The following is a 25,551-nucleotide window of genomic DNA, read 5'->3' as shown; positions in this document are numbered from 1 at the left end:
GCCTTGTCGATCAGACGTCCGAACCGTGGGCTCGGCCGGCCGGCTCCGATGCGTGGGTGCAGCGTTGTCGGCATCGACTCAGATTAATCGACAAAGTTGAGGATGTAAACTTACCGACGCGGCGTCGCGTCAACCTGCGACGGGGACAGCGAGTACCGCGGCCACGTCTACGGAGTCGTCTGATCGGATCGACCAGTCATGGCGGTCTTCGATCCGGCGGCGGGATACCCTGCCTGCGGTGCCTCGAACCGCGTGACCGGAGGAGTCGATGCTGGAATGACGGCAGGGCGACCGCTGCCCACACAGGACGACGTGCTCGGGTACTTCAACACGCTGTCGAACTGGGGACGATGGGGCGACGAAGACGAGCTCGGAACTCTGAACCACATCACCGACGACGTCCGGCTGGCGGCGGCGCGGGCCGTGCGCCACGGCAGGAGCGTGTCCTGCGCATGGGAGGTTGCCGTACCGGAAGACATGGAGCGGTCGACGACGACGTGCCCGTGCGCCGCCGACATGCCGGGTGCCGAGAACATGCCGGTGCCCGCCTTCCACGCCGACCGGCGCTGGGGCTTTTCGTCCGAGCGGCTCGGCATCACGTTCCACGGCAACACCCTCACCCACGTCGACTCGCCGTGCCACATCTTCTGGGACGGCACGATGTACAACGGGCGGTCGCACTCGTTGGTCGACCCCGCGACGGGATCGGCGTGGGCGGCCGTCACGGCGGCGGCGAACGGGATCATCACGCGTGGTGTCCTGCTGGACATTGCGAGGGTCCGCGATGTGCCGTGGTTGGAACCGGGGCAGGGTGTGTTTCCCGACGATCTCGAGGAGGCCGAGCGTCGCCAGGGTGTGCGGGTGCGATCCGGCGATGCGGTACTCCTGCGGACCGGGTATGGCCGCGTCCGGCACGAGGCCGGTGCGGCCAGCGGTTTCACGCAGGCCGGCTGGCACGCGTCCTGCCTGCCGTGGCTGCATGAACGCGAGGTCGCGCTGATCGGCGCTGACACCCCCCAGGACGTTCAGCCGTCGGGGTACGAAGACGTGTTGATGCCGGTTCACGCCGTGAGTCTCGTCGCGATGGGTCTGTGGCTGCTCGACAACTGCGACCTGGAGGCGTGCGCGGCAACGGCTGCCGAGCTCGGCCAGTGGGACTTCCACCTCGCAGTCGCGCCGGTCCGCTTCGCCGGTACGTCCGGCAGCCCGGTCAACCCGATCGCCACATTCTGACCGCGGTTCCACGCTTACCTCCCCAAGGCCGGACCGGACAGCCCGCCGTCGTCAACGGTGACCCGGGGAGCGCGCGCAAACCCTGCGGATTTCCTAACGTCAGCGCCACCTGGGTCTCCGGCTGCCGGGAGACCCAGGTGGCGCGCGTCCGGCTAGCCCAGATCGGCCGCCTTGTCCAACGCCGTCAGGAAGTCGTCCACCAGGTCGGCGGTGTCCTCGATCCCGGTGGAGACCCGGACCAGCCCGTCGCCGATCCCGGTGGCGGCCAGCTGCTCGGCGTCCACGATCCCCGCCCACATCGACCGCGGGTGCACCACCAGGGTGCTGACGCTGCCGAGGCTGGCCGCCCGCTTGCCCAGCGTCAGCCCGGCCAGCAGCGCCGCGGCCCCCGCCCGGCCCGCCGCCAGGTCGACGCTGAGCACCCCGCCGAAGCCGGTCATCTGCCGGCGGGCCAGCGCGTGCTGGGGATGCGACGGCAGGCCGGGGTAGCGGACCCGGGCCACCGCCGGATGCCCCTCCAGGGCCCGGGCCAGGGCCAGGGCGTTGGCGTTGTGCCGCTCCACCCGCAGCGGCAGCGTACGGATGCCGCGCAGCAGCAGCCAGGCGTCCACCGGGCCGAGTGTGCTGCCGGTGACGATAGAGGTCTGCCAGACCCGCTCGACCAGCTCGGCGGAGCCGACGACCACCCCCGCCGACACGTCGGAGTGGCCGCCGAGGAACTTCGTGCCGCTGTGCCAGACCAGGTCCGCCCCGGCGCGCATCGGCCGCTGGTTCACCGGGGTGGCGAAGGTGTTGTCGACCACCACCAGCGCGCCCGCCGCGTGCGCCAGCTCCACCACGGCCGTCAGGTCGGTCAGCTCCAGCAGCGGATTGCTCGGCGTCTCCACCAGCACCAGGCGGGTCCGTGGACGCAACGCCCGCTCGAACGCCCCGGGATCGGTCTGGTCGACCTGCGTGCAGGAGACCCCGAAGCGGGGCAGCAGGCCGGTGGCCAGCGAGGTGGTGCCGCCGTACGTGCTGCGCTGCACCACCACGTGGTCCCCGGCGGAGAGCAGGGCCAGCGCGATCGTGCTGATCGCGCCCATCCCCGAGGCGGTGACCAGACCCGTCTCCGCGCCCTCCAGCTCGGCGACCACGGCGGCCACCTGCTTGTGGTTCGGGTTGCCGTAGCGGGTGTAGAAGGCACTGCCCCGCGTCTCGGTGGCGATCGCGGTGAAGTCCTCGTCGGACTCGGCGCTGAAGGTCGCGCTCTGCACGATCGGCGGCGACACCGCCGTACCGGGGGTCAGTCCGTCGTCGCCGTGCACGGCGGTGGTGCCGAAGCCGGTCACGACCGGGCCACCCGGTCCACCAGCGCGCCGTAGCTGTCCAGCGCCACGAACTCGGGCAGCGTGAGGTCGCTGCCGTGACGCTGCCGCAGCACGGTGACCAGCCGCAGGGCGCGCAGCGAGTCCCCACCGGCGGCCAGGAAGTCGGTCGCCGGGTCGCGCGGCGCCGCGCCGAGCACCTCCTGCCAGGCCGCCGCCACCTTGGGCGCCCACCGGGCCCGCGCGTCGTCGTCGCCCGCCGGCCCGCCGGCGGCCACGGCCGGCAGCGGCGCGGTCGGGTCGGCCGCCAGCAGCCGGCGGAAGCCGTCGGCGAAGGCGTCCACCCGGTCGGCGCCGACGTGCCGGTGGTCGTACTGGACGGTGAGGGCGACGCGGCCGGTGTCGGCGTCCAGTTCGGCGTCGACGGCGAGGCTGAACGCCACGTCCACGGTGATGCCCCGGCTGTCCACGATCCGGCTGCCGCCCTCGGCCGGCCCGTTCGGGAAGTGCGTCCAGTTGAAGAAGTGGTCGAAGCGGGGGCCCGCCCCGCCCGCGCGGACGATCTCGGCGAGCGGGAAGCGGTGGTGCCCCATCAGCTCCCGCTCGGCCCGCCACACCTCGGCGGCCAGCTCGGCCAGGGACCGGGTGCCCAGCCGCACGCTCACCGGCAGGGTGTTGAGGAACAGCCCGAGGGTGGCGTCGCTGCCGTCCCCCTCCGGGCGGCCGCCGACCACCAGGCCGCTGACCACCTCGTCCCGGCCGGACAGCTCGCCGATCAGCCGCAGGTGGACGGCGAGCAGCCAGGACTTGACCGGCACTCCGGCGGTCCGGGCCGCCCCGGTGACCGCGTCGGTCGTGCCCGCCCGGAGCGGCACCCGCTGGGTGGTGGTGGTCCGCGGCGCGGGCCCGCCGAGCAGCAGCGGCGGCACCGCGCCGGGCCCGTCCAGCCAGAACCGGCGGGTGACCGGGTCCGCCAGGGCGCGCCGCTCGGCCGCCACGTACTCCCGGAACGGCAGGCCGGGACGGGCCGCCTGGGGCGTGCCGGTCCGCTCCCGGTCGTACGCGGCGAGCAGGTCGGTGAGGAACAGGTGCAGGCTCCAGCCGTCGAGGATGCCGTGGTACTCGGCGACGATCAGGGTGAACGCGTCCGCGTCCGCGTCCTCCCGGACGGCGTGCAGCCGTAGCAGCGGCGGGCGGGCCCAGTCGAAGGGGCGTACCCGCTCCTGGGCGACGAGCTCGTCGACCCGCCCCCGGCGGGCCTGCGGGTCGGCGCCGGCCAGGTCGGTCACCGGCAGCTCGACCGGCACGTCCGCGTGCACGAGCTGCAACGGCTCGGAGTAGTCGCCGAGCGCGAAACCGGTGCGCAGCACCGGGTGGGCGGCCACCAGGCCGGCCAGCGCGCGGCGCAGCGCCGCCGGGTCCAGCGGCGCGGCGATCCGGTGCGCGGTGACGTTGTGGTACATCGCCGGGTCGCCGGTCAGCTCACCGTGGTAGACCATGCCCTGCTGGAGGGTGGTCATCGGGTACGCGTCGGCGAGCCCGGCCGGCAGCAGCTCCCGGTCGGCGGGCGAGACCAGTGCGAAGCGCTCGTCCTGCGGGGCCGCCGCGACCGGCGCGGCGCCGTCGATCGTGATCTCCCCGTGCGTCACGAGGTCCCGGATGGTCTGGTAGGTGAAGATGTCGGCCAGCCGGAAGGACAACCCCCGCCGGTTCGCCGCGACCTGCATCTGGATGCTGCGGATGGAGTCGCCGCCGAGGGCGAAGAAGCTGTCCGTCACCCCGACGGTCGGCACCCCGAGGATCTCCCGCCACGCCTCGACCAGGATCTCCTCGGCCCGGTTGGCGGGCGCCACCGCCGCGCTGTCGCGGGGCCGGTCGAGGCGGGGCGCGGGCAGCGCCGCCCGGTCGAGCTTGCCGTTGCGGGTCAGCGGCAGCTCGTCGAGGAGCACCACCCCGGCCGGGACCAGGTGGGCCGGGAGCCGGTCGGCCAGCCAGCCGGTCAGGCGCTCCGGGAGGGGGCCGGCCGCCGGCCCGGCCGCGACGACCACCGCGGGGCGCGGGTCGGCGGCGTACTCGGGGCGCACGGCGTGCAGGGTGTGCCGGTCGGTGCCGGCGAGCAGGTCGTCCTGTCGGGTGACGACGTCGAAGCCGCGTTCGGTGAGGAACGCCGTCAGCTCGGCCAGCCGGCCCTCGGTGTCGGTGCCGGCCGCGTCGTGCACCTCCATGGCGACCTGCGCGACCAGCGGCCAGTGCCGGTCCGCCAGCCCGGCGAGCACGTCCGCCTCGGCGCGCTGCACGTCGATCTTCAGCAGGTCGATCCGCTCCGGGGCCAGCTCGTCGAGGACGGCCGACAGCGGCCGGACCGGCACGGTGAGCTCCCGGCCGGCGAAGCGTTCCGCGAGCAGTTCGTCGACCTTCCCGAGCAGGACGTCCCGCTCGTCCGCGCCGGCGTCCCGCTCGTTGGCGAGGTACCGCTTGATCACCGCCACCTCGGCGTCCGGATCGGCGTACGCGGCGTGGCCGGACATCATCGAGTAGCCCGGGTAGTAGGTGAAGGACACCTCCCCGGCCGCCCGGGACAGCCCGAACCCGTGCACGGTGGCCGGTACGCCGAACTCGGCGACGTTGCGCCGCAGCAGCTCGACCACCGACGGCACCGGCTCGAACGCGTGGATCGTCGCGTCCGGACAGACGGCGTGGACGAAGAGCGAGAACATGCCGATGTTCGCGCCCACGTCGAGCACCGTCGCCCCGGGCCGGAGCACGATGCCGTCGCGCAGGTAGACCTGCTGCGCGAAGATCTCGTCGTACAGGTAGCGGGTCTCGTGCGGGTTGACCCCGGCGATCCGCTCGACGTCGACGGCCGCGGTCGCCGCCGGGCGGCCCGGCCGGACGTAGGCGACGAGCCGCTCGCCGTGCCCGTCGTCGTCGCGGGCCACCACGGCGACGTCGGCGACCTCCGGGTGCCCGCGCAGGACCGCGGCGACCTCGCCCGGCTCCACCCGGAAGCCGTGGATCTTCACCTGGTCGTCCAGGCGGCCCAGGTAGCGCAGCCGCCGCTCGGCGTCGAAGCGGACCCGGTCGCCGGTGCGGTACACCCGCTCGGCGCGGCCGGACGGCAGGGCCACGGACACGAACCGCCGCGCGGTGGCTTCCGGGTCACCGAGGTACCCGTCGGCGAGCTGCGGCCCGCTGACGCAGAGTTCCCCGGCCACGCCCGGCGGCACCGGCCGCAGCTGCTCGTCGAGCACCCAGACCCCGACGCCGGGCAGCGGCCGGCCGATGGTCGGGGCGTCGCCGGCACGGATCTCCGCCGCGCTGGTGTCCACCGTGCACTCGGTCGGGCCGTACAGGTTGACCGCGCGGACGCCGGGCAGCGCCGTCACCGCCTCCCACAGGTCCGCCGGGACGGCCTCGCCACCGAGCAGCAGCAGGCCGGGCAGCCGGGTGTCCCCGGCCCCGGCGAGCAGGATGCGCAGCTGGGAGGGGGTCAGGTCGAGCACGTCCACGTCATGCTCGGCCAGCGCGGCGGCCAGGGCCGCCCCGTCCCGGCGCACCTCCTCGGGCACCAGGTAGAGGCTGCGGCCGTGACCGAGCTGCACGAGCTGCTTCACCGAGGCGTCGAAGGTGAGCGGCGCGTTCACCGCCACCCGCAGTCCGGGGCGGCTGCCCGCGTACACGGTCCGCTCCAGCGCGTCGGCCAGGTGCGCGGCGGCGCCGTGCGACACCTGCACCGGGCGCGGCGTGCCGGTGGAGCCGGACGTGAAGATCACGTACGCCGGGTCGCCCGGGGTGGGCACCGCGGCGGGCGGCTGTCCACCTTCCTGGACGAGGTCGTCGAGCGGCACGGTCGCCGGCCCGCCGACGCCCACGACGACCTGCGCGCCGACCGCGCGGACCTGCGCGGCGAGGCGCGGCGCCGGGGCGTCCGGGTCCAGCGGGACGAACACCGCCCCGGCCCGCAGCACGCCGAGGAACGCCACGACGGTGTCCCGGGACCGGGCGGCCAGCACCGCGACGGGGGCGCCGGACAGCCCGCGCCCGGCCAGCGCGCCGGCCACCCGCGCGGCCCGTTCCCGCAGCTCGCCGGCGGTGTACGCGCCGTCCGCCGCGACCACCGCCACGGCGGCCTCGTCCATCGCGGCCAGGCCCGCGTCGAGCAGGTCGGCGAGGGTACGCCCCGGCGCCTGTGACGGGGTCCCGGCCGCGTCGGCCAGCCAGCCGGCCTCCCCGTCGCCGAGCACCGCCGGCGGAGCGCCCTCGGTGAGCACGGCGGGCAGGGTGCGCAGGACCGCCAGCAGCGCGTCGAGCAGCCACTGCCCGCCGACCACCCGCAGGGTGACCCGGTCGCCGTCGGTCAGCGCGGTGAGCTGCGGACCGGTGGGCGGTGCCGGGACGGCGACCTCCACCGCGCTCCCACCCAGACCGGCCACCGTCGCGGCGGCCACGGTGGAGGCGAGCGCGAACCCGGCCACCGCGCCGGACTGCTCGTCCACCGGGTCGGCCAGGTGGAACGTGTCCTCGGCGGCCACCTCGGCGGCGCGGACGCCGGCCAGCAGTTCGGCCGGGTCGGCGGGCAGCGGCAGCGCCAGCCGGAGCGGGCCGTAGCCGCCCAGCGGGCCGACCACCTCGGCGGTGCCGGCGGCCTGCCGGCCGTCGCTCCACCGGGCCAGCACCAGATCCGCCTCGTCGGCCCCGTCCGGCGCCTCGGCCCGGCGGGACACCGCGAGGGTCCACGCGGCGAGCAGCACGGTGGCCGGTTCGACACCCGCGGACCGGGCCGCCTCGGCGAGGGCGGCGGCGGACACGGACGCGGTGACCACCGCGCTCGGGTCGTCCCCGTGCGGGGTGACCAGCCGCGCGGCCGGGGCGGTGGGGGCGGGGGCCGGCGCCTGCTCCCGCTCCTCGAGCTGCCACTCGGCGACGTCGAGGAACTGCAGCGCCTCCGGGTCCTCCGGCAGCGTGTCGCCGGCGTACGCCCGGGCCAGGTCGGCGAGGACCAGGCGCAGGCTGGCCGGGTCGGCGATCAGCGGGGTGGCGGTCAGCTCCAGGGCGCCGTCGGTGAGGGTGACCGACAGTTCGCCCTGCGCGCCGACCACCACGGCGCGGTTGTCGTCCACGTCCTGCAACGGCACCCGCAGGCCGGGGTGGTGCACCAGGGTCAGCCGCAGCGCCTCGTGCCGGGCCACCACCGTGTCGACGGCGGCCTGCAACCGCTCCCGGTCCAGCGGCCGGTCCAGCCGGACCCGCGCCCGGACCAGGTCCTGCTTCCCGGACCAGGCCAGGCGCTGGATCGGCGACAGACGATATCCGTTCACTGCAGCACACTCCGGTTGACGTAGAGATCGGACATGGCGACCAGGATCTGCCGGTCGCCGCTGAAGGGTTCCCGGCCGTGGGTGGCCAGGAAGTTGTCCACGACCAGCACGTCGCCGCGCTGCCAGGGCACCGAGACGGCGTGCTGCCGGTACAGCTCGCGGATGCCGGTGACCACCTCGTCGGGGATCGGCTCGCCGTCGCCGTAGTACGCGTTGCGGGGCAGCCCCTCCGGGCCGTACTCGCGCAGCAGCGCGCCGGACACCTCGGCCGGCATGTTGGAGACGTGGAACAGGTGGGCGTGGTTGAACCACACGGTCTCGCCGGTACGCGGGTGCGTGGCGACGGCCTGCCGGCGGGCGCGGGTCCGCAGGCCGTCGTCGCCCAGCCAGGCGTACTCGGTCGCGGACGCGGCGCAGTACGCCTCCACCTCCGCCCGGTCGGTGGTCTGGAACGCCTCCTGCCAGGGCAGGTCCAGGTGCGGGCCGTAGTTGCGTACGTAGCAGACGCCGGAGCGGAGGAATCGTTCCCGTACGTCGGCGGGGATCAGCGGGGTGATGACCCGCTCGCTGGCCAGCGGGGTGGCCCCGCCGCTGCCGGTGGCCGGTTGGGCGCACCAGAAGTAGAGGTAGGTGGGCCAGTTGTGCGAGTACGACATCTCGTGGTGCAGCGGGATCCACTGCTCCGCGTTGAACTCGGTGGAGGTGAACACCCGGTCGGCGACCTCGTGGCGGGGCGCGGCCCGCTCCAGGTAGCCGAGCAGGTCGGGGCTGACCGCCCGGGCCGCCTGGCTGAAGTCGTCGGCGGTGCCCACCTCGAAGCCGCGGAAGAACACCGCGCCGTGGCGGTCCAGGTCCCGCAGCAGCTCCTCGCGCCGGCCCGCGAGCCAGCCGGCCAGGTCGAGGTCGGGGACGCCGGCTTCGATGAGCAGCACGAACTCCTCGTCCACGAGCACCCGCCGGGACACCGGCGGGGTGACGGTCCCGGTGCCGCGCCGGCGCGGCGCCGGCCCGCTCACGGCGCCAGCTCTCGTTCGCGGCTGCGGGGCTCGCAGGCCCGGCTCATTGCTCGCGCTCACGACAGCTCTCCCTTCGCCTCGGTGCGCAGCGACTCGGTCAGCTCGGGCGCGGCGACCGGGTCGGACATCGCGGTGAGGATCCGCCGGGGCGGGGTGAACGGCTCCCGGGCGTGCGCGGCCAGCATGTTCTCCACCAGCAGCACGTCGCCGCGCCGCCAGTCGAAGGAGCGGGTCTCGGCGGCGTACGCGGCCCGCAGCTCGGCCAGCACCTCGTCGGGGATGGGCGTGCCGTCCCCGTACGCGGTCTGGTAGGGCAGGTCCTCCTCGTCGAGGGCGGCCCGCAGGCCGGCGCTGACGTCGTCGGGCAGGGAGGTGACGTGGAAGAACAGCGCGTGGTTGAACCAGGTCCGCTCCCCGGTGACCGGGTGCCGGCGCACCGCCGGGCGGACCTGCCGGGTGCGCAGCTGCCGGTCGCCGACCCACTCCACGTCGATCAGCGCCCGGGCGCAGTACGCCTCGACCTCCTCGCGCCGCTCGGTCTGGAACGCGGTCTGCCAGGGGAGGCTGATGCCGGGCAGGTAGTTGCGCCGGTAGAGCACCCCGCGCCGCTCGAACTCGGCGACGGTCTCGGGGCGCAGCCGGGCGAGCACCCGGCGGCTGTCGGCGAGGGGGGTGCGCCCGCCCGCGGCCGGCTCGACCTCGCAGTGGAACACGATGCGCAGCGGCCACCGGACCGTGTACGACTGCTCGTTGTGCAGCACGATCGGCTGGTCGGCGGGGTGCTCGGTGGAGGTGTACACCCCGTCGGTGACCTTGCTGCGCGGCGAGGAGCGCTCGCCGTAGGAGAGCACGTCGTCGGAGAGGGCGGCCATCACCGTACGGAAGTCGGCGGCGCCGGCCACGGCGAAGCCGCGGAACAGCACGGCGCCGGCGCGGCGGGCCAGCTCGTCGACCTCGTCCCGGTGGCCGGCCAGCCAGCCGGCCAGGTCGACGTCGGGCACGTTGGCCCGGACCAGCGCCGGCAGCGGGCCGCCGGGCCAGTCGGCGCGCACGTCCACGGGGTTCCGGTCACGGCCGCGACGGGGGATGGGCCGCGCGACCCGGGTCTGCTCAGTCATTCTCTCTCCCAGCGGTGTCGGCGCAGTCGGCGAGACTGCGCCGGGGGTCGGCGGCGGCGGTACGCAGCAGCGCGGTGAGGCGGCGATGCCACGCGACCACCCCGTCGTGGTCGAACAGGTCGGTGCGGTAGGTCCAGAGCGCCGCCAGCCCGTCCCGGCGTTCGTCGAGCCAGAGGGTCAGGTCGAGGCGGGCGGCGTCCGGGGTCAGTTCGACGCCGGTGAACTCGACGCCGGCCGTGTTGCGGTGCCGGGCCGGCGGGGCGTTCTGCACGCCGAAGGCGACCTGGACGAGGGGGTTGCGGTGCGGTCGGCGGGTGGGCCGGAGCCGTTCCACCAGCAGGTCGAAGGGGACGTCCTGGTGGGCGGCGGCGAACAGGGTGACCCGGCGGGCCTCGTCGAGCAGGTCGGCGAAGCTGCGGTCGGGGGCGGGGCGCAGCCGTAGCGGCAGGGTGTTGACGTAGCAGCCGACGCTCTGCTCGGCGGCGACGCTGGTCCGGCCCGCGAAGGCGACGCCGATTAGCAGGTCGTGCCGGCCGGTGGCGGCGCCGAGCAGGGTGGCGAAGGCGGCCAGCCCGACCATGTGCAGGCTGACCCGCTCGGTCCGGGCCAGCTCGCGTACGGCCTCCGCCGTGATGGGGTCCACGGTGGTGCGGAGCGCGGCACCGCGCGGCGGGTTGTCACCGGGTCGGGCGGCGGGCAGGTCGAGCAGGTCGGGCGCGCCGCGCAGCTCCTCCAGCACCTCGGCCACCGCCTGCCTGCCGGCCGGCCCGGCGAGCCAGTCCCGCTGCGTGAGGGCGAGCGACGCCGGGCCGACCACCGGGCCGCCCACGACCGTCCCGCCAGCGGCGTCGGTGTCGTACGCCCGGGCCAGGTCCCGCACGATCAGGCCGAACGACCAGTCGTCGCAGACGATGTGGTGGACGACCAGCAGCAGCGCCACCGCCCGGCCGGTGGCGTCCGGCACCAGGTGGGCGCGGAGCAGCGGGCCGCCGGCCAGGTCCATGGGTGCCCGGGTGGCCTCGGTGGCGAGCCGGGTGAGCCGCTCGTCGAGCGGGGTGTCGGGGTCGGGCGGGGCGACGACCGGCGCCGGGTCGGCGGCGGGGCGGACGTGCTGCACCGGCCCGTCCGGCCCGGCGGGGAACACGGTGCGCAGGGCCGGGTGCCGGCCGACCACCCGGCGCAGCGCCCGGGCCAGCCGGTCCGGGTCCAGCCCGGTGGTGAACCGCACCGCGAAGGCCAGCAGGTAGGAGGTGTCGGCCGGGTCGAGCTGATGCAGGAACCAGAGCCGGGTCTGCGCGGCCGACAGCGGGGCGGGTCCGGCCGGCGCCGGGCCGGCCGGGTCGCCGACCGGCGCCGGCGCGGTGGGCAGCCCGTCGAGGTGGGCGGCCAGCGCGGCGACGGTCGGGTGGGCGAAGAGGTCCCCGGGAACGACGCGCCGGCCGGTCGCGGCGGCGAGCCGGGTGGCGCAGCGGACCGCGAGCAGGGAATCCCCGCCGAGGGCGAGGAAGTCGCTGTCGAGGCCGGCCACCGGCACGCCGAGCAGCTCGCGCCAGACCGCCGCCACCGTGCCGGCCGTCCCGTCGAGCGCCCCGGCGTCGGGCCCGGCGTCGTCGCCGAGGGTGGGGGCCGGCAGGGCCGAGCGGTCCACCTTCCCGTTGGGCAGGGTGGGCAGCCGGTCCAGCCAGACCACGGTCGCGGGCACCAGCGGCGCGGGCAGCACCGCCGCCAGCCGGGCCCGTACGTCGTCGCGCCGCTCGCCGACCAGGTAGCCGACCAGCAGCGGGTCCCCGCTCGGGCCCTCCCGCACGGCGGCGGTCGCTTCGCGGACGCCGGGCAGGGCGGCGAGGCGGGCCGCGACCTCGCCCAACTCGATCCGGTAGCCCCGCAGCTTCACCTGGTCGTCCAGCCGACCGAGGTACGCCAGTTGCCCGTCCGGCCGCAGCCGGACCCGGTCGCCGGTGCGGTACATGCGCTCGCCGGGCCGGAACGGGTCGGGCAGGAACCGGGCCCGGGTCTCCGCGGGCCGGTCGAGATAGCCGCGGGCCAGGCCCGCCCCGGCCAGGTGCAGCTCGCCGGGCTCGCCGGGCGGCACCGGGTGCCCGTCGGGGCCGAGGACGTAGACCCGTGTCTGCGGCAGCGGGCGGCCGATCGGTGGGTCACCGCTGTCCGGCGGCACCTCTGACCAGGTGGAGTAGGTGGTGTCCTCGGACGGGCCGTACAGGTTGCAGAGCCGGCGTACGTGCGGGCGGGACCACACCCGCGCGGCGAGCGCGGCGGTGAGCGGCTCGCCGGCCAGGCAGACCGTGCGCACGCTCTCCGGCAGCGCGCCGGCGGTGAGCAGCTCACCCATCACGGAGGGCACGGTGTTGACCAGGGTGACGGGCAGCCGGTCCGCCCCGGGCGCGGCGAGGGCCAGGACGTCGTCGACGAGGAGCACCCGCCCGCCCCAGCAGAGCGGCCCGAAGATCTCGAAGATCGACAGGTCGAAGCAGACGGAGGTGGCGGCGAGCATGCCGCCCAGCTCGCCGTCGTCGAAGGTCTGCCGGGTCCAGTGCATGAGCACCGACGCCGACCGGTGCTCGATGGCCACCCCCTTGGGCCGCCCGGTGGAGCCGGAGGTGTAGATGACGTACGCCAGGTCCGTCGGGGTCGCCGCCACCGCCGGGTCGGTGCCGTCCCCGCCCGGGTCGAGCCGGTCGACCGGGACGGCCAGGTCGGGGAACCGGTCGGCGAGGTCGGCCCGGGTCAGCACCAGGCGTACGGCCGAGTCGGCGGTCATGAAGGCCACCCGGGCCGGCGGGTACGCCGGGTCCAGCGGGACGTAGCAGGCACCGGCCTTGAGCACGGCGAGCAGGGCGACCACCAGGTCCGGCGTACGCGGCAGGCAGACGCCGACCCGGTCCTCCCGGGTGATCCCCCGCGCGAGCAGGACCCGGGCCAGGCGGTTCGCCGCCGCGTCGAGCTCCCGGTAGGACAGCGTGCGGTCGGCGTGCCGGACCGCCTCCGCGTCGGGGGTCCGGGCGGCCTGCGCGGCCACCATCCGGTGCAGACAGTCGACGGCGGCGATGGTGCCGGCGGGGCGGCGGCCGGTGGACCGGCGCGTCGGGCCGGCGGGCCGGGTCGGGGCGCTCACCGGCGGCCACCTCCGCTCCGGTGCAGCGCGAGCTGGCGGTCCGCCGCCTCCTGGAGGCGGTCCTTGTCGGCGAGGATGACCGTGCCGGGATCGTTGTCCGGCAGTTCGTCCTCGACGTCGCGGATCGGCCGGTAGGCGATGCCGGTGGCGGCGAGGGCGAGCGCGCAGAGCCCGGCCACGATCGCCGCGAGGGCCATGCCCCGGCCGGATCCGCTGCCGACGACGTCGGCCAGCACCCCGTCGGGCGACACCAGCGGGGCGAAGACGTGCTCGGCGAGCGGGCCGGCGCTGAGGAAACCGGCCGGCACCATCAGCCAGGACAGCATCTGGCCCATGGACAGCACCCGGCCCTGGAGTTCCAGCCCCACCTTGGCCTGCACGATGGCCAGCCAGTGCGTGTTCACCAGGGCGGTGGCGAGGCCCATGCCGAACAGGCCGAGCGCCGGGAACAGCGGGCTGGGACGCAGGCCGACGGTGACCAGCGACGCGCCGAGGAGCACGACGCTGCCCAGGATGCCGGTGGTACGCCGGGCCGTGCCGCCCCACACGCCCATGAGGACCGAGCCGACGAGCATGCCGACGCCGCTGGCGGCGAGCACCCGGCCGAGGACCGCCGGATCGCCGAACGACAGGGTCAGCGGGGTGACCAGGACCTCGACCATGGCGAAGAAGTAGTTCAGCGACGCGGTCAGCACGACCAGCGCCACCAGGCCGTGCCGGCGGACGATGAACCGCCAGCCGCCCAGGACCTCCTGCCGGAACGGCTCCTCCCGCTTCACGAACAGGGTGTCCGGGAAGCGGACCGACAGGGTGACGGCGACCGCGACGGCGAAGGTGAGCAGGTCGATGAGGACGATCCCGCGCAGTCCCACCGCGATCACCAGCGCTCCGCCGACCAGCGGCGCCAGCACGGTGCTCGTCGCCGTGCCGAGGGAGACGATGCCGTTGGCCCGCCCGTAGTACCGCTTGGGCACCAGTTGGGTCACGGCGGCCAGGTAGGCGGGTTGCTGGAAGGCGGTGGCCACCGCGGTGACGGTGACGGCGGTGAACACGTGCCAGAGCTGGAGCTGGCCGAGCCAGAGCAGCAGCGCGAGGCTCACCGTGCCGGTGGCGGCCAGGCAGTCCGCGAGGATCATGATGAGTCTTCGGTTCCACCGGTCGGCCAGCGCGCCGGCGATGGGGGAGAGGACCACGGCGGGCAGCAGCGCCAGGACGGTGGCCGTGGCGAACAGCGACACCGACCCGGTGCGCTGGTAGACCCACAGGCTCATGCCGAAGCCGGTCAGGCCGCTGCCGATGAGCGAGACGAGCTGCCCGATCGCGACCAGGTAGAACACGGTCAGGCTGGGCATCGCCCGGCGCGCGGCGGCCGGCGTGGGCGTCCGCCGCTCCGGCTCCGGGCGCGCCGGGGTGGTCGCGACCGGGCCGGTCTCCGTGCGATCGTCCGGCGTGGACCCCGGTGTCGCCGGGTCGCAGTGCGCCAGGATGATGCGGGCCACCTCGTCGGGCTGGTGCTTGGCGAAGTAGTGGCCGGCGCCCTCGATGACCTCCAGCGACACCCGGTCGGCGAAGAACTCCCACTCCAGGTACCGCTCCTGGTACAGCTCCGTGGCGCGGTCCCCGCTGCCGACGACGCAGACCAGCGGCGCCGACAGCTTCCGGGGCAGGCCGGCGGCGTAGACGTCGGTGTAGTAGTCCTCGCCCTTCGCCGCGTCGGCCAGGACCACGCGCATCACGAAGTCCTTCTCGTTCTCGTCGAAGACCTCGGTGAAGAAGCCCATCGCGCGCAGCCCCTCCAGGGTCCGCCGCTTCGACATCCAGCGCTCCATCGGGAACCACCGCCGCAGCCAGCTGAACACCCGGCCGGGCAGCCGCGGGGCGGGGAAGTGGGCGCCGATGACCACGCCGGTCAGCTCGACGCCGGCCGCCTCGAGCCGGCGGGCCAGCTCCACCGCCTCGGCGCCGCCCACGCAGTGCCCGTACACGGCCACCGGGCCGGTGATGCCCTCGACCACCTCGGCCACGCAGCGGTCCACCAGCTCGTCGAAGCCGAGCAGGGGTTCGTCCGGGCGGTTCAGGTCGTGCCCGGGGCGTTCCAGGGCGTACAGGGACACGCCCGGTGGGAGGGCGTCGGCGAGGGGCTGGAAGGTGATCGCGGAGCCGCCGCCGAACGGTACGCAGAGCAGCGTCAGCGTCGTCGGTGTCGCCGGTCGTGCCGGGGTCAGCTCGTGCAGCAGCCGGCCGGCCGCCCCGCCGGTCGCGTCCAGGTGCTCGGTCAACGACCGGATGGTCGGGTAGCGGAACAGGTCCAGCACGCTGATCGCCGGATCGTTGCCGGCCAGCGCCTTGATGGCCTTGAACGAGTCGCCGCCGAGGTCGAAGAAGTCGTCGTCGATGCCGACGCTGTCGTAGCCCAGCACCGCGGCCCACCGCTCGGCCAGGGCCTTGCGCAGCGGGGTGTCCGGGGGAGCGGCTCCGGCGCCGGCGCCGCCGCGGCGGGGTGCGGGCAGGGCGGCCCGGTCGACCTTGCGGTTGGCGTTGAGCGGCATCCGGTCGAGCATCACGAAGGCGGACGGCACCATGTAGTCGGGCAGGTAGGTGCGGGCGAAGGCCCGCCACGGCGCCGGGTCGACGTCGAAGTCGGCCGTGACGCCCGACTCCTCGTCCGGGTCCGCGTCGGGCTCCGCCGTGCCGGTCAGCGTCAGGTAGGCCACGATCGTCTTCTCGCCGTCGTCCTCGCGGACCACCACGGCGGTGTCGCGTACCGACGGGTGGCGGCGCAGCACCGACTCGATCTCGCCCAGCTCGATGCGGAATCCGCGCACCTTCACCTGCGAGTCGGTGCGGCCGACGAACTCGATGCGGCCGTCGGGCAGCCACCGGCCGAGGTCGCCGGTGCGGTACAGCCGGCCTTGGCCGTTCGGGTCCGGCACGAACCGCTGCGCGGTGAGCACCGGGTCGCCGTGGTAGTCGCGGGCCAGTCCCGCCCCACCGAGGTACAGCTCACCCAGGACGCCCACCGGGGCGGGGGAGAGCTGCGGGTCGAGCACGTGGACGCGCATGTTGCCGATCGGGCGGCCGATGGTGAGGTGCGTGAAGCCGGTCTCGACGCGCTCCATCGTGGTCCAGACCGCGGCCTCGGTCGGGCCGTACAGGTTCCACAACGTGCCGACCCGCTCGGCCAGCTGGCGGGCCAGCGGCGCGGACACCGCCTCGCCGCCGCACACCGCGGTCAGGCCGGGCAGCCCGGTCCAGCCGGACTCGATCAGCAGCCGCCAGGTCGCCGGGGTGCCCTGGGCCAGGGTGACGCCTTCCGTGGCGAGCAGGTCGGCCAGCCGGGCCGCGTCGTAGGCGACGTCGCGACCCACCATCAGCATCCGGGCGCCGACCACCAGCGGCAGGAACAGCTCCGGTACGGACATGTCGAAGGCGAAGCTCGCCATCGCGAGCATGGTGCCGTCGCTGGTCAGGCCCGGCCGTTCGCGCATGGCGGCCAGGGTGTTGACGACGGCGCCGTGGGTCACCCGGACCCCCTTGGGGCGTCCCGTCGACCCGGACGTGTAGATCACGTACGCGAGGTCGTCCGGCCCGGCCAGGGGCGCGGGGTCCGTCTCCGGCTCCCCGTCCGCCGCCGCGCCGGCGTGCAGCACCTCGCCGGCGTACCCGGCGAACCGGTCGGCGAGGTCCGCCTCGGTGACCAGGACCGCGGCGTTGCTGTGCGTCAGCACGTACCGCTGCCGCTCGATCGGGTACTCGGGGTCCACCGGGACGTACGCCCCGCCCGCCTTGAGCACGCCGACCAGCGTGACCGGCAGGTCCGCCGACCGGTGCAGGCAGACCGCGACCGTGACGTCCGGGCCGACGCCGGCCCGGCGGAGCCGGTGGGCGAGCCGGTTGGCCCGGGAGTTGAGCTGGGCGTAGCTGAGCGTGGTCGCGCCGAACGTCACGGCGGGCCGGTCGGGGCCGGTCGCGACCTGGTGTTCGATCAGCTCGACGAGGGTCGGCTCCCGGCGGACCTGCGGCGCCCAACCGGGCTCGGTCGCGGTGTCGTTCCATTCGGCCACGCGGGCCAGTTCGGCGGGGGTGAGGACGGGCACGTCCGCGAGCCGGACGCCGGGGTCGGCGACGGCGGCGGCGAGCAGCGTCTCCAGGTGCCCCATCATCCGCTCGGCGGTCGCCGCGTCGAACAGGTCGGTGTTGTACTCCAACCGGAAGCGCAGCCCCTCGTCCACCTCGTACGCGTACAGGGCCAGGTCCTGCTGGGCGATGCCCGGCTCGACGGAGAACTGGACCATCCGCAGCCCGGTCGTCCGCAGGTCCTGCTCGGGGACGTTCAGCATGTTGAACATCACCTGGAACAGCGGGTTCCGGCTGAGGTCGCGGGGCGCGTCGACGAGGTCGACGAGCCGTTCGAACGGCACCTCCTGGTGGTCGTACGCCCCCAGCGCGGTGCGCCGGACCTGCCCGAGCAACTCCTCGAAGGTCCAGTCGCCGTCGAGCACGGTACGCAGCGGCAGCATGTTGACGAAGAAGCCGACCATCGGTTCGAGCTCGGCGCGGACCCGGCCGGCGACCGGCGTGCCGACGCAGATGTCGCGCTGCCCGGTGTAGCGCCAGAGCAGGGCCTGCCACGCGGCCAGCACCGTCATGGCCAGGGTGGCGCCGCGGGCCTGGCTGAAGCGGCGCAGCTCGTCGGCGGCCCGCGGGGACAGCACCCGGCTACGGGCCGCGCCGTGGAACGTCTGCACGGGCGGGCGGGGCCGGTCGGTGGGCACCTCCAGGACGCTGGCCACCCCGTCGAGCTGCCGGCGCCAGTACCGCATGTCCTCGCTGTCGGCGTCCGCCATCCGGCTGCGCTGCCAGCGCGCGTAGTCGCCGTACTGGACGGCCAGGTCGGGCAGCGGCGACGGGCGCCCGGCGAGGGCCGCGCCGTAGAGGGTGGCCACCTCGCCCGCGATGATGCCGAGCGACCAGCCGTCGGAGACGTTGTGATGCATGGTCAGCGACAGCACGTGCCGGTCCTCGGCGACGCGGAGCAGCACGGCCCGGAACAGCGGCCCGCGGGCCAGGTCGAACGGGCGTCGCACGTCGGCGGCCAGGGCCGCGTGCACCCACGGCGGCACCGCGTCGGCGACCGCCGGCTCCACGATGCTGCGCGGGGCCTCCGCGTCGGCGTCGGCCGGCGCCGACACGATCGGCAGGTCGACGGCGCCCGGCGGCCGCACCTCCTGCACCGGGTCGCCGTCGGGGCCGAGCGGGAAGACGGTACGCAGCGACTCGTGCCGCCGGACCAGCTCGGCGAGGGCCCGACGCAGCGCGTCGACGTCGAGGGCGCCGTCCAGCAGCAGGGCCGTGCTGACGGTGTAGGCGTCCTGCTCGTACGCCTGGTCGAGGAACCACAGCCGGTGCTGGCCGGAGGAGAGCGGCGCCGGGCCGGCGCCGGGCTCGGCGCGGGGGATCGCCGGCTCGACCGCCGGCGCGGCGACGGGTGGTGCCACGACGGCGGGTGCGGGAGCGGCCGCGGTCGGCGGCACGGCGGCGGGTGCGGGGGCGGCCGTGGTCGGCGGCAGCGCCGCCGCGATCCCGGCGACGGTCGGTTGCGCGAACACCGTCTCGAGCGCCAGCGCCACACCCAGCCGGGCCCGCAGCCGCACGACGAACTGGGTGGCGAGCAGCGAGTGGCCGCCCAGCTCGAAGAAGTTGTCGAGCGCCCCGATCGGCCGGATGCCGAGCAGCTCGCTCCAGATCTCCGCCACGCACTGCTGCGCCGGCGTGCCGGGCGCGACGTAGGCGGTGCTGACGGCCGGCCGGTTGCCCGCGTCGACGGGTTCGGGCGCGTCCTGGGTCGCCGGGGCAGCCGCCGGCGGGGCGGGCTCGGGGGAGGCCGGGACCGTCCGCGGCGTCGCGTCCACCCAGTACCGGTGCCGCTCGAACGGGTAGCCGGGCAGGGCCAGGCGGCGGCGCGGGCCGCCGTGGAACCGGGCCCAGTCGACCGGCACGCCGGACAGCCACAGCCGGCCCACCGCGTCGAGCATCGTGGTGAGGTCGTCGGCGTCGTGGCGCGGATGCCGCATCGCCGCCACCACCTGGCCGGGCCGCAGGCCGGCCAGCCGCACCAGGCCGCCGAGGGCGTGCCCGGGGCCCAGCTCGGCGAGGACCACGTCCTGCTCGGCGAGGAGCGCGGCCGACTCGACGAACCGCACCGGCTCCCGCATGTGCCGCACCCAGTACCCCGGATCCGTGACCTGGCCGGGGGAGACCGGGCCGCCGGTCAGGTTGCTCAGGTAGGGCCGCTCGGGTTCCCGGTAGGTGACCCGGCGGGCGTGCGCGGCGAACTCGTCGAGCACCGGGTCGAGCAGGGTCGAATGGTAGCCACGGCTGACCCGCAGCGACCGGCACTCCACCCCGTCGCCGGTCAGCCGCTGCCGGACCTCCTCGACCGCCTCGGGCGTGCCGGACAGCACGCACAGCTCCGGGGCGTTGACCGCCGCGAGCGAAAGCCCCGCGTCCAGCAGGCCGGCGACCGCCGTCTCGGGCAGGCTCACCGCGAGCATCGCCCCGGCGGGGGTCCGTTCGACCAGCTCGCCCCGGGCGCACACCAGGCGCAGCGCGTCGGCCAGGGAGAAGACGCCGGCGAGGCACGCGGCCACGTACTCGCCGAGGCTGTGCCCCACCATCAGGTCCGGGGTCACGCCCCGGGCGAGCAGCGACCGGGCGAGGGCGTACTCGGTGACGAACAGCGCGGGCTGGATCAGCGCGGGCCGTGCGAGCAGCCGCTCGGCCCGCTCATGTCCGTCGGGCGGCGGGCACAGCAGCGTACGCAGGTCGAGCCCCAGGTCGTCGCGGAGCAGTTCGGCGCACTCGTCCACCACGGCCCGGTAGGTCGGCTCCGCCCGGTACAGGCCGGCGCCCATCGCCACGTGCTGGGCGCCGTGCCCGGGGAAGGCGAACACCAGCGGTCGCCGGCCGCCGGGGTGGACGCCGGTGAACTGCCGCTGCGGCGAGTCGAGGGCGACCAGCGCGTCGGCCCGGTTCGTCGCGACGAGGAACCGCCGGTGGCTCATCGACTGGCGCCGGCCCAGGCTGGCCGCCACGTCCCCGAGGTCCACCTCGGGATGCGCAGCCAGGTGGTCGCGGAGCTGGCGCGTCTGCCGCTCCAGCGACTCGACGGTACGGGCCGACACGACCAGCAGCTGCGGCCCGGCGACCGGGGTGGCCGGCGGGGCGGCCGGCGTGGCCGGCGGCTCCTCCAGCACCACGTGGGCGTTGGTGCCGCCCATGCCGAACGAGCTGACCCCCGCCCGGCGCGGGCCGTCGCCGGGCCACGGCCGGGCGGTGTCGTTCAGGTAGAACGGGCTGCCTGCGAAGTCGATCGCCGGGTTGGGCCGGCTGACGTTGATCGTCGGCGGCAGCGTACGGCTGTGCAACGCCATGACCGTCTTGATCAGGCCGGCGACCCCGGCCGCGGCGTCGGTGTGCCCGATGTTGGCCTTGACCGAGCCCAGCGCGCAGAAGCCCCGGTCGTCGGTGCCCCGCCGGAACGCCTCGGTCAGCGCGGTGACCTCGATCGGGTCACCGAGGCTCGTGCCCGTCCCGTGGGCCTCCACGTAGCTCACCGAACGGGGGTCCACGCCGGCCGCCGCGAGGGCGCTGCTGACCACCTCGACCTGGCCGTCCACGCCCGGGGCGGTGTACCCGGTGCGGCGTGCCCCGTCGTTGTTGATCGCGGAGCCCCGGATCACCGCATAGATGGTGTCGCCGTCCGCGACGGCGTCCTCCAGCCGCTTGAGCGCGACGATGCCGACCCCGCTGGACTCGGTGCTGCCCCGCGCGTCCGCGCTGAACGGGCGGCAGTGCCCGTCGGGGGAGTAGATCCCGCCGTCGTGGTAGAGGTAGCCGCGCCGCTGCGCGGGGAAGACGCTGACCCCGCCGGCGAGCACCAGGTCGGACTCGCCGGCCAGCAGGCTCTGCCGGCCGAGGTGCACCGCCACCAGCGAGGTCGAGCAGGCGGTCGCGACGGTGACGGCGGGGCCGGTGAGGTCCAGCTTGTACGCGACCCGGCTGAGCAGGAAGTCCTTGTCGTTGCCCAGCGACAGCTGGTGCTCGCCGATGCTGCTCATCAGCTCCGGATGACTGCTCAGGTGGTCGAGCAGGTAGCTGTTGCGGCCCGACCCGGCGAACAGGCCGATCCGGCCGGGATGCCCGGACGGGTCGTAGCCGGCGTGCTCCAGCGCGTGCCAGGCGCACTCCAGCAGCATCCGGTGCTGCGGGTCGAGGGTCTGCGCCTCGCGGGGGGTGAAACCGAAGAAGGCGGCGTCGAACTCGTCGATCCCGGGCAGGTAGGTGCCGGCCCGGACGTACGCCGGGTCGTCGAGGCGGGCGGGATCGGCCCCGTCGGCCAGCATCTCCTCGACGCTGAACTCCCGCACCGACTCCACCCCGGTGCGGATGTTGTGCCAGTACTCGTCGACGGTCCGCGCGCCGGGGAAGCGGCACGCCATGCCGACGACGGCAACGAGGCCGCCGGGCTGGCCGGTGTCGTCGCGCGCGCCGGTGGACGGCCGGGCGGCGGCGGCCGGGGCGGGGCGCGCGGCGGCCGGGGCGGGCGCCGCGCCGGTGGTGGCGGTGGTCAGGAACGTCGCCAGGGATTCGACCGTGGGATGCCGGAACAGGTCGGTGACCGTGACGACGTCGCCGAGCCGCGCGCGCAGCCGTTCGAGGACGGCCAGCAGGCGCATCGAGTGGCCACCGAGGTCGAAGAAGTTGTCCCGCACCCCGGCCGGCGTGACGCCGAGCACGTCCCGCCACACCTCCGTGACCAGCCGCTCCAGGCGTATCCGGGCGGAGTCCCAGTGCGCCGGGCCGGCGTCGGCGGGCGGGGCCACCGGCGGTTCGGGCGTCGCCGGCTGATCCGGCGCGGGCCGCTGCCGCGGCACGTCCACGCGGCCGGGAGCGGGCAGCGCGGCGGTGTCCACCTTCCCGTTGCCGGTCAGCGGCAGCGCGTCGAGGAGGACGAACGCCGCGGGCACCATGTACGAGGGCAGCTCGGCGGTCAGGGCCGCCCGGAGGACCGCGACGTCGGCGTCGCCCCGCGCCCCACCTGCCAGGTACGCGACGAGCTGCGGGTCGTCGGGGTCGTCCCGGCGCAGCTGCACGGTCACGTCGTGGTCCGGCAGGCACCGCCGGACGGCCGCCTCGATCTCACCGCACTCCACGCGGTAGCCGCGCAGCTTGACCTGGCTGTCGGTGCGGCCCAGGTATTCGAGGTCGCCGTCCGGGCGCAGGCGCACCAGGTCGCCGGTGCGGTACAGGCGCGCGCCGGGGACGGACGAGAACGGGTCCGGGACGAACCGCTCGGCGGTCAGCCTGGGCTGGTGCAGGTACCCGCGTGCCACGCCGGCCCCGCCGACGTACAGCTCGCCGACCACCCCCGCGGGGACCGGGTTCAGCCATCCGTCGAGCACGTACAGCTCGGTGTTGGCGATCGGCCGGCCGATGGGGACGGAGCCGTCGGCCGGCGTCGACGGGTCCACCTCGTACGCGGCGCAGCCGACCACGGTCTCCGTCGGCCCGTACTCGTTGACCAGCGCGGTGTCCGGCGCGTGGGCCCGCCAGGGCGCCACCTGGTCGGCGCGCAGGTTCTCGCCGCCGATGACGAAGCACCGGGTGCGGTCGGCCAGCTCGGCGGGGCTGAGCTGGTGGGCGACGAGGTCGAGCTGACCCGGGGTGATCTTGACCAGTCCGAACGCCGGCTCCTGCCGGCGCAGCGCCTCGCCCAGGGCCTCCGGGCCGAGGTGCTCGCCGATCATCAGGACGGTGGCCCCGCTGGTCAGCGGGACCAGCAGGCTCGTGACGGTCAGGTCGAACCCGATCGACGAGTGCAGCGGGACGGTGTCCCCGGGCCGCAGCCGGTAGGCCTGAGCCGCCCAGCGCACGTAGTTGCACACGCCGCGATGGGTGACCATGACGCCCTTGGGGCGGCCCGTGGACCCGGAGGTGTAGATGACGTACGCCAGGTCCTCCGCCGCCGGCATCGGCCGGCGCCGCGGCCGACGTCTCGGCCCCGCGCTGCCGGCGTCCCGACCGGGACCGTCCGCCGCGACCGGGGTGTCCAGGTCCGGCACCAGCAGCGCCGTGTCGTCCGGCACCAGGTGCGCCAGCTCGGCGCAGGTGAGGACGACCGGGGCGGCCGTGTCGTCGAGCAGGTACCGCAGCCGGGCCGGCGGGTTGGCCGGATCCATCGGCACGTAGGCCGCGCCGGTCTTCAGCACGGCGAGGACCGCCACGGCGAACGGGACCGCGCGCGGCAGGAGCACCCCCACCAGGCCGCCCACGCCGATCCCGCGCCGGCGCAGCGTCTCCGCCAGCGCCTCGGCCCGCAGGTGCAGCTCGTGGTAGGTCAGCGCGCGGTCGCCGTCGGTCACCGCCACGCCCTCGGGGGTCCGGCGCGCCTGCCGCTCGATCAGCGTGTGGACCAGGTCGTCCGGTTCGGCGGGGGTGGCGGTGCGGTTCCAGTCCAGGACGACCTGCCGGTACTCGTCGGCGGTGAGCATCGCGGCCGAGCCGACCGGTGCGCCCGGGTCGGCCAGCAGCGACCCCAGCAGCGTCTGGAAGTGTCCGGCCAGCCGGACCATCGCCTCGTCGTCGAACAGGTCGGTGCGGTACTCCAGCTCGGTCCGCAGGCCGTCCGCGTTCTCCCGTACCGAGACGGTGAGGTCGAACTTGGCGGTGCGGCCGGGCACCTCGAGCGGGACGACCTCGAGGCCGTCCAGGCGCGGCGGCGTCGCCTCGCGGCCGTACACGAACATCACCTGGAACAGCGGGCTGAACCCGGGCTGGCGGGCCGGGCACAGCGACTCCACCACCGTCCCGAACGGAAGCTCCCCGTTGGCCACGCCCTCCAGGACGGCCGTGCGCACCCGCCCGAGCAGCGTCTCGAACGACGGGTCGTCGTCCAGCCGGGCCCGGATGGCGACGGTGTTCAGCAGCAGCCCGACGAGCTGCTGCGTCTCGGGCCGGTGCCGGTTGGCCACCGGCGTGCCCACCACGATGTCGCGCTGCCCCGTCCAGCGCGCCAGCAGCACCTGCACGGCGGCCAGCAGGACCATGTACGGGGAGACGCCCGCCCGTTGGCACAGCGCCATCAGCGCCTCGGTGGACACGTCCAGCGGGAACGCCAGGGTGGACCCCGCGCTGGACGGCACGGTGGGCCGCGGCCCGCGGGTGGGCAGCTCCAGCACGGCGGGCGCGTCCGCGAGCTGCCCGCGCCAGTACTCGCGCTGGGCCGCCGCCTGGGTGCCGTGCAGCCAGTCGTGCTGCCGGGCCGCGTGGTCGCGGTGGTCGACCCGGACCGGGTCCAGGTCCGCCGGCTGCCCCGTACGGTGTGCCGTGTAGAGCCGCGCCCACTCGCCGTGCAGGATGTCGAGCGACCACTCGTCGACGGCGACGTGGTGGATCGTCAGCAGGAGCACGTGCTCCTCGGGCGCGCAGCGCAGCAGGGTGGCGCGCAGCACCGGTCCGTGCTCCAGGTCGATCGGGGCGGTGCCCTCAGCGTGCATCCGGGCCTGCAGCTCCTGGTCGCGCTGCCAGGTGGGCAGCCCGCTCAGATCGTGCACCCGCAGCAGCCCCGGGCGCGGGTCGTGGACCACCTGGACCAGCGGCTGCGTCGCCGCGTCCACACCCGACGGCTCGCCCGGGCGGTCGGGCGCCGGCGCGAGCGTGGTGCGCAGGGCGGCGTGCCGGGCCACCAGCCCGTCGAGCGCCGCCGACAACGCCGCCACGTCCAGCGGCCCGACCAGCCGGTACGCCAGCGGCACCAGGTAGGTGGCCGGCTCGGGGTCGAGGCGGCTCAGGTACCACATCTGGCGTTGCTCGTACGAGGCCGCGACCGGGCCGACGGCAGGGGTGGCGCCGTCGGTGTCGACCCCGAGCGGGGCGACGGGTGTCGCCTGCCGGGATCTCAGGACGTCGGTCATCGCTTCCGCCTCCTATGCAGCAGCACCGGCCGGGACAGCGCCGAGGAGGCGCCGGCCCGTGCCGTCGGTTGCTCGTGGTCCAGCAGCCCTCACCGGTCGATGACGGCTGGTTCACCTGGGGTCAGATGGGCCTGGTGGAGCTCGGCCACTGGTACGGCCCGGGACGTGGTGACACGACCGGCCGGCGGGATGACCCCGCAGGTCGGAAGCTACCCGTGCCGGGCCCCCTGAACAGCCGTCCATACGACAGATGTAGATCACTCAATGAGAGGGGCTGGTCACATCTTGGCACTCATGATCTTCGGCGGGATCCCCGGATCGTGCCGGCCGTCGATGCGTTCGGCGGGAGGCATTGCACGTTCGTCTATTTCCGGCTCGACGGTGTCATATCCACGACGGGGATGGTGATCACCTCTTGCGCGGCGGGGCCGCCGGATGTCAGCGGCCGTCC

Annotated in this window: 7 protein-coding genes; 1 reads left to right on the top strand and 6 read right to left on the bottom strand. The window is 75.1% G+C overall.

What is annotated here, in order from left to right:
• Positions 1-198 precede the first annotated feature (198 nt).
• Positions 199-1,233, top strand: a complete 1,035-nt coding sequence (locus ACGFI9_RS03445) for a cyclase family protein (protein WP_393174412.1) — start codon at positions 199-201, stop codon at positions 1,231-1,233.
• Between the two features lie 152 nt (positions 1,234-1,385).
• Here ACGFI9_RS03445 and ACGFI9_RS03440 read toward each other — a convergent pair whose 3' ends face one another.
• Genes ACGFI9_RS03440 through ACGFI9_RS03415 form a run of 6 tightly spaced genes read right to left on the bottom strand, consistent with a single transcriptional unit; the run spans position 1,386 to position 25,100 of the window.
• Positions 1,386-2,564, bottom strand: a complete 1,179-nt coding sequence (locus tag ACGFI9_RS03440; protein ID WP_393174410.1) for a trans-sulfuration enzyme family protein — start codon at positions 2,562-2,564, stop codon at positions 1,386-1,388.
• A complete protein-coding gene (locus ACGFI9_RS03435) occupies positions 2,561-7,858 on the bottom strand; it encodes an amino acid adenylation domain-containing protein (protein WP_393174408.1) in 5,298 nt (1,765 codons plus the stop codon). Before ACGFI9_RS03435 ends, ACGFI9_RS03440 begins: the two co-directional genes overlap by 4 nt.
• Positions 7,855-8,934 (bottom strand): TauD/TfdA family dioxygenase, encoded by a 1,080-nt coding sequence (locus ACGFI9_RS03430; RefSeq protein ID WP_393174406.1) that lies wholly within the window; start codon positions 8,932-8,934, stop codon positions 7,855-7,857. Before ACGFI9_RS03430 ends, ACGFI9_RS03435 begins: the two co-directional genes overlap by 4 nt.
• Entirely contained in the window at positions 8,931-9,992 is a 1,062-nt protein-coding gene (locus ACGFI9_RS03425; protein ID WP_393174404.1) for a TauD/TfdA family dioxygenase, read from the bottom strand. Before ACGFI9_RS03425 ends, ACGFI9_RS03430 begins: the two co-directional genes overlap by 4 nt.
• On the bottom strand, positions 9,985-13,125 hold the full coding sequence (locus ACGFI9_RS03420; protein ID WP_393174402.1) for an amino acid adenylation domain-containing protein: 3,141 nt from the start codon (positions 13,123-13,125) through the stop codon (positions 9,985-9,987). Before ACGFI9_RS03420 ends, ACGFI9_RS03425 begins: the two co-directional genes overlap by 8 nt.
• On the bottom strand, positions 13,122-25,100 hold the full coding sequence (locus ACGFI9_RS03415) for an amino acid adenylation domain-containing protein (protein WP_393174400.1): 11,979 nt from the start codon (positions 25,098-25,100) through the stop codon (positions 13,122-13,124). The genes ACGFI9_RS03420 and ACGFI9_RS03415 overlap by 4 nt, the downstream gene beginning before the upstream one ends.
• Positions 25,101-25,551: the final 451 nt, after the last annotated feature.

Source organism: Micromonospora sp. NPDC048930, assembly GCF_043197935.1.
Classification (GTDB): Bacteria; Actinomycetota; Actinomycetes; order Mycobacteriales; family Micromonosporaceae; genus Micromonospora.
Note: the sequence above shows the minus strand (reverse complement) of the source record. Positions and strands in the feature narration are given on the sequence as shown.

Coding starts and splice junctions, on each gene's coding strand:
- ACGFI9_RS03445 (WP_393174412.1), top strand. CDS start 199: ATGGCGGTCTTCGATCCGGCGGCGGGATACCCTGCCTGCGGTGCCTCG.
- ACGFI9_RS03425 (WP_393174404.1), bottom strand. CDS start 9,992: ATGACTGAGCAGACCCGGGTCGCGCGGCCCATCCCCCGTCGCGGCCGT.
- ACGFI9_RS03415 (WP_393174400.1), bottom strand. CDS start 25,100: ATGACCGACGTCCTGAGATCCCGGCAGGCGACACCCGTCGCCCCGCTC.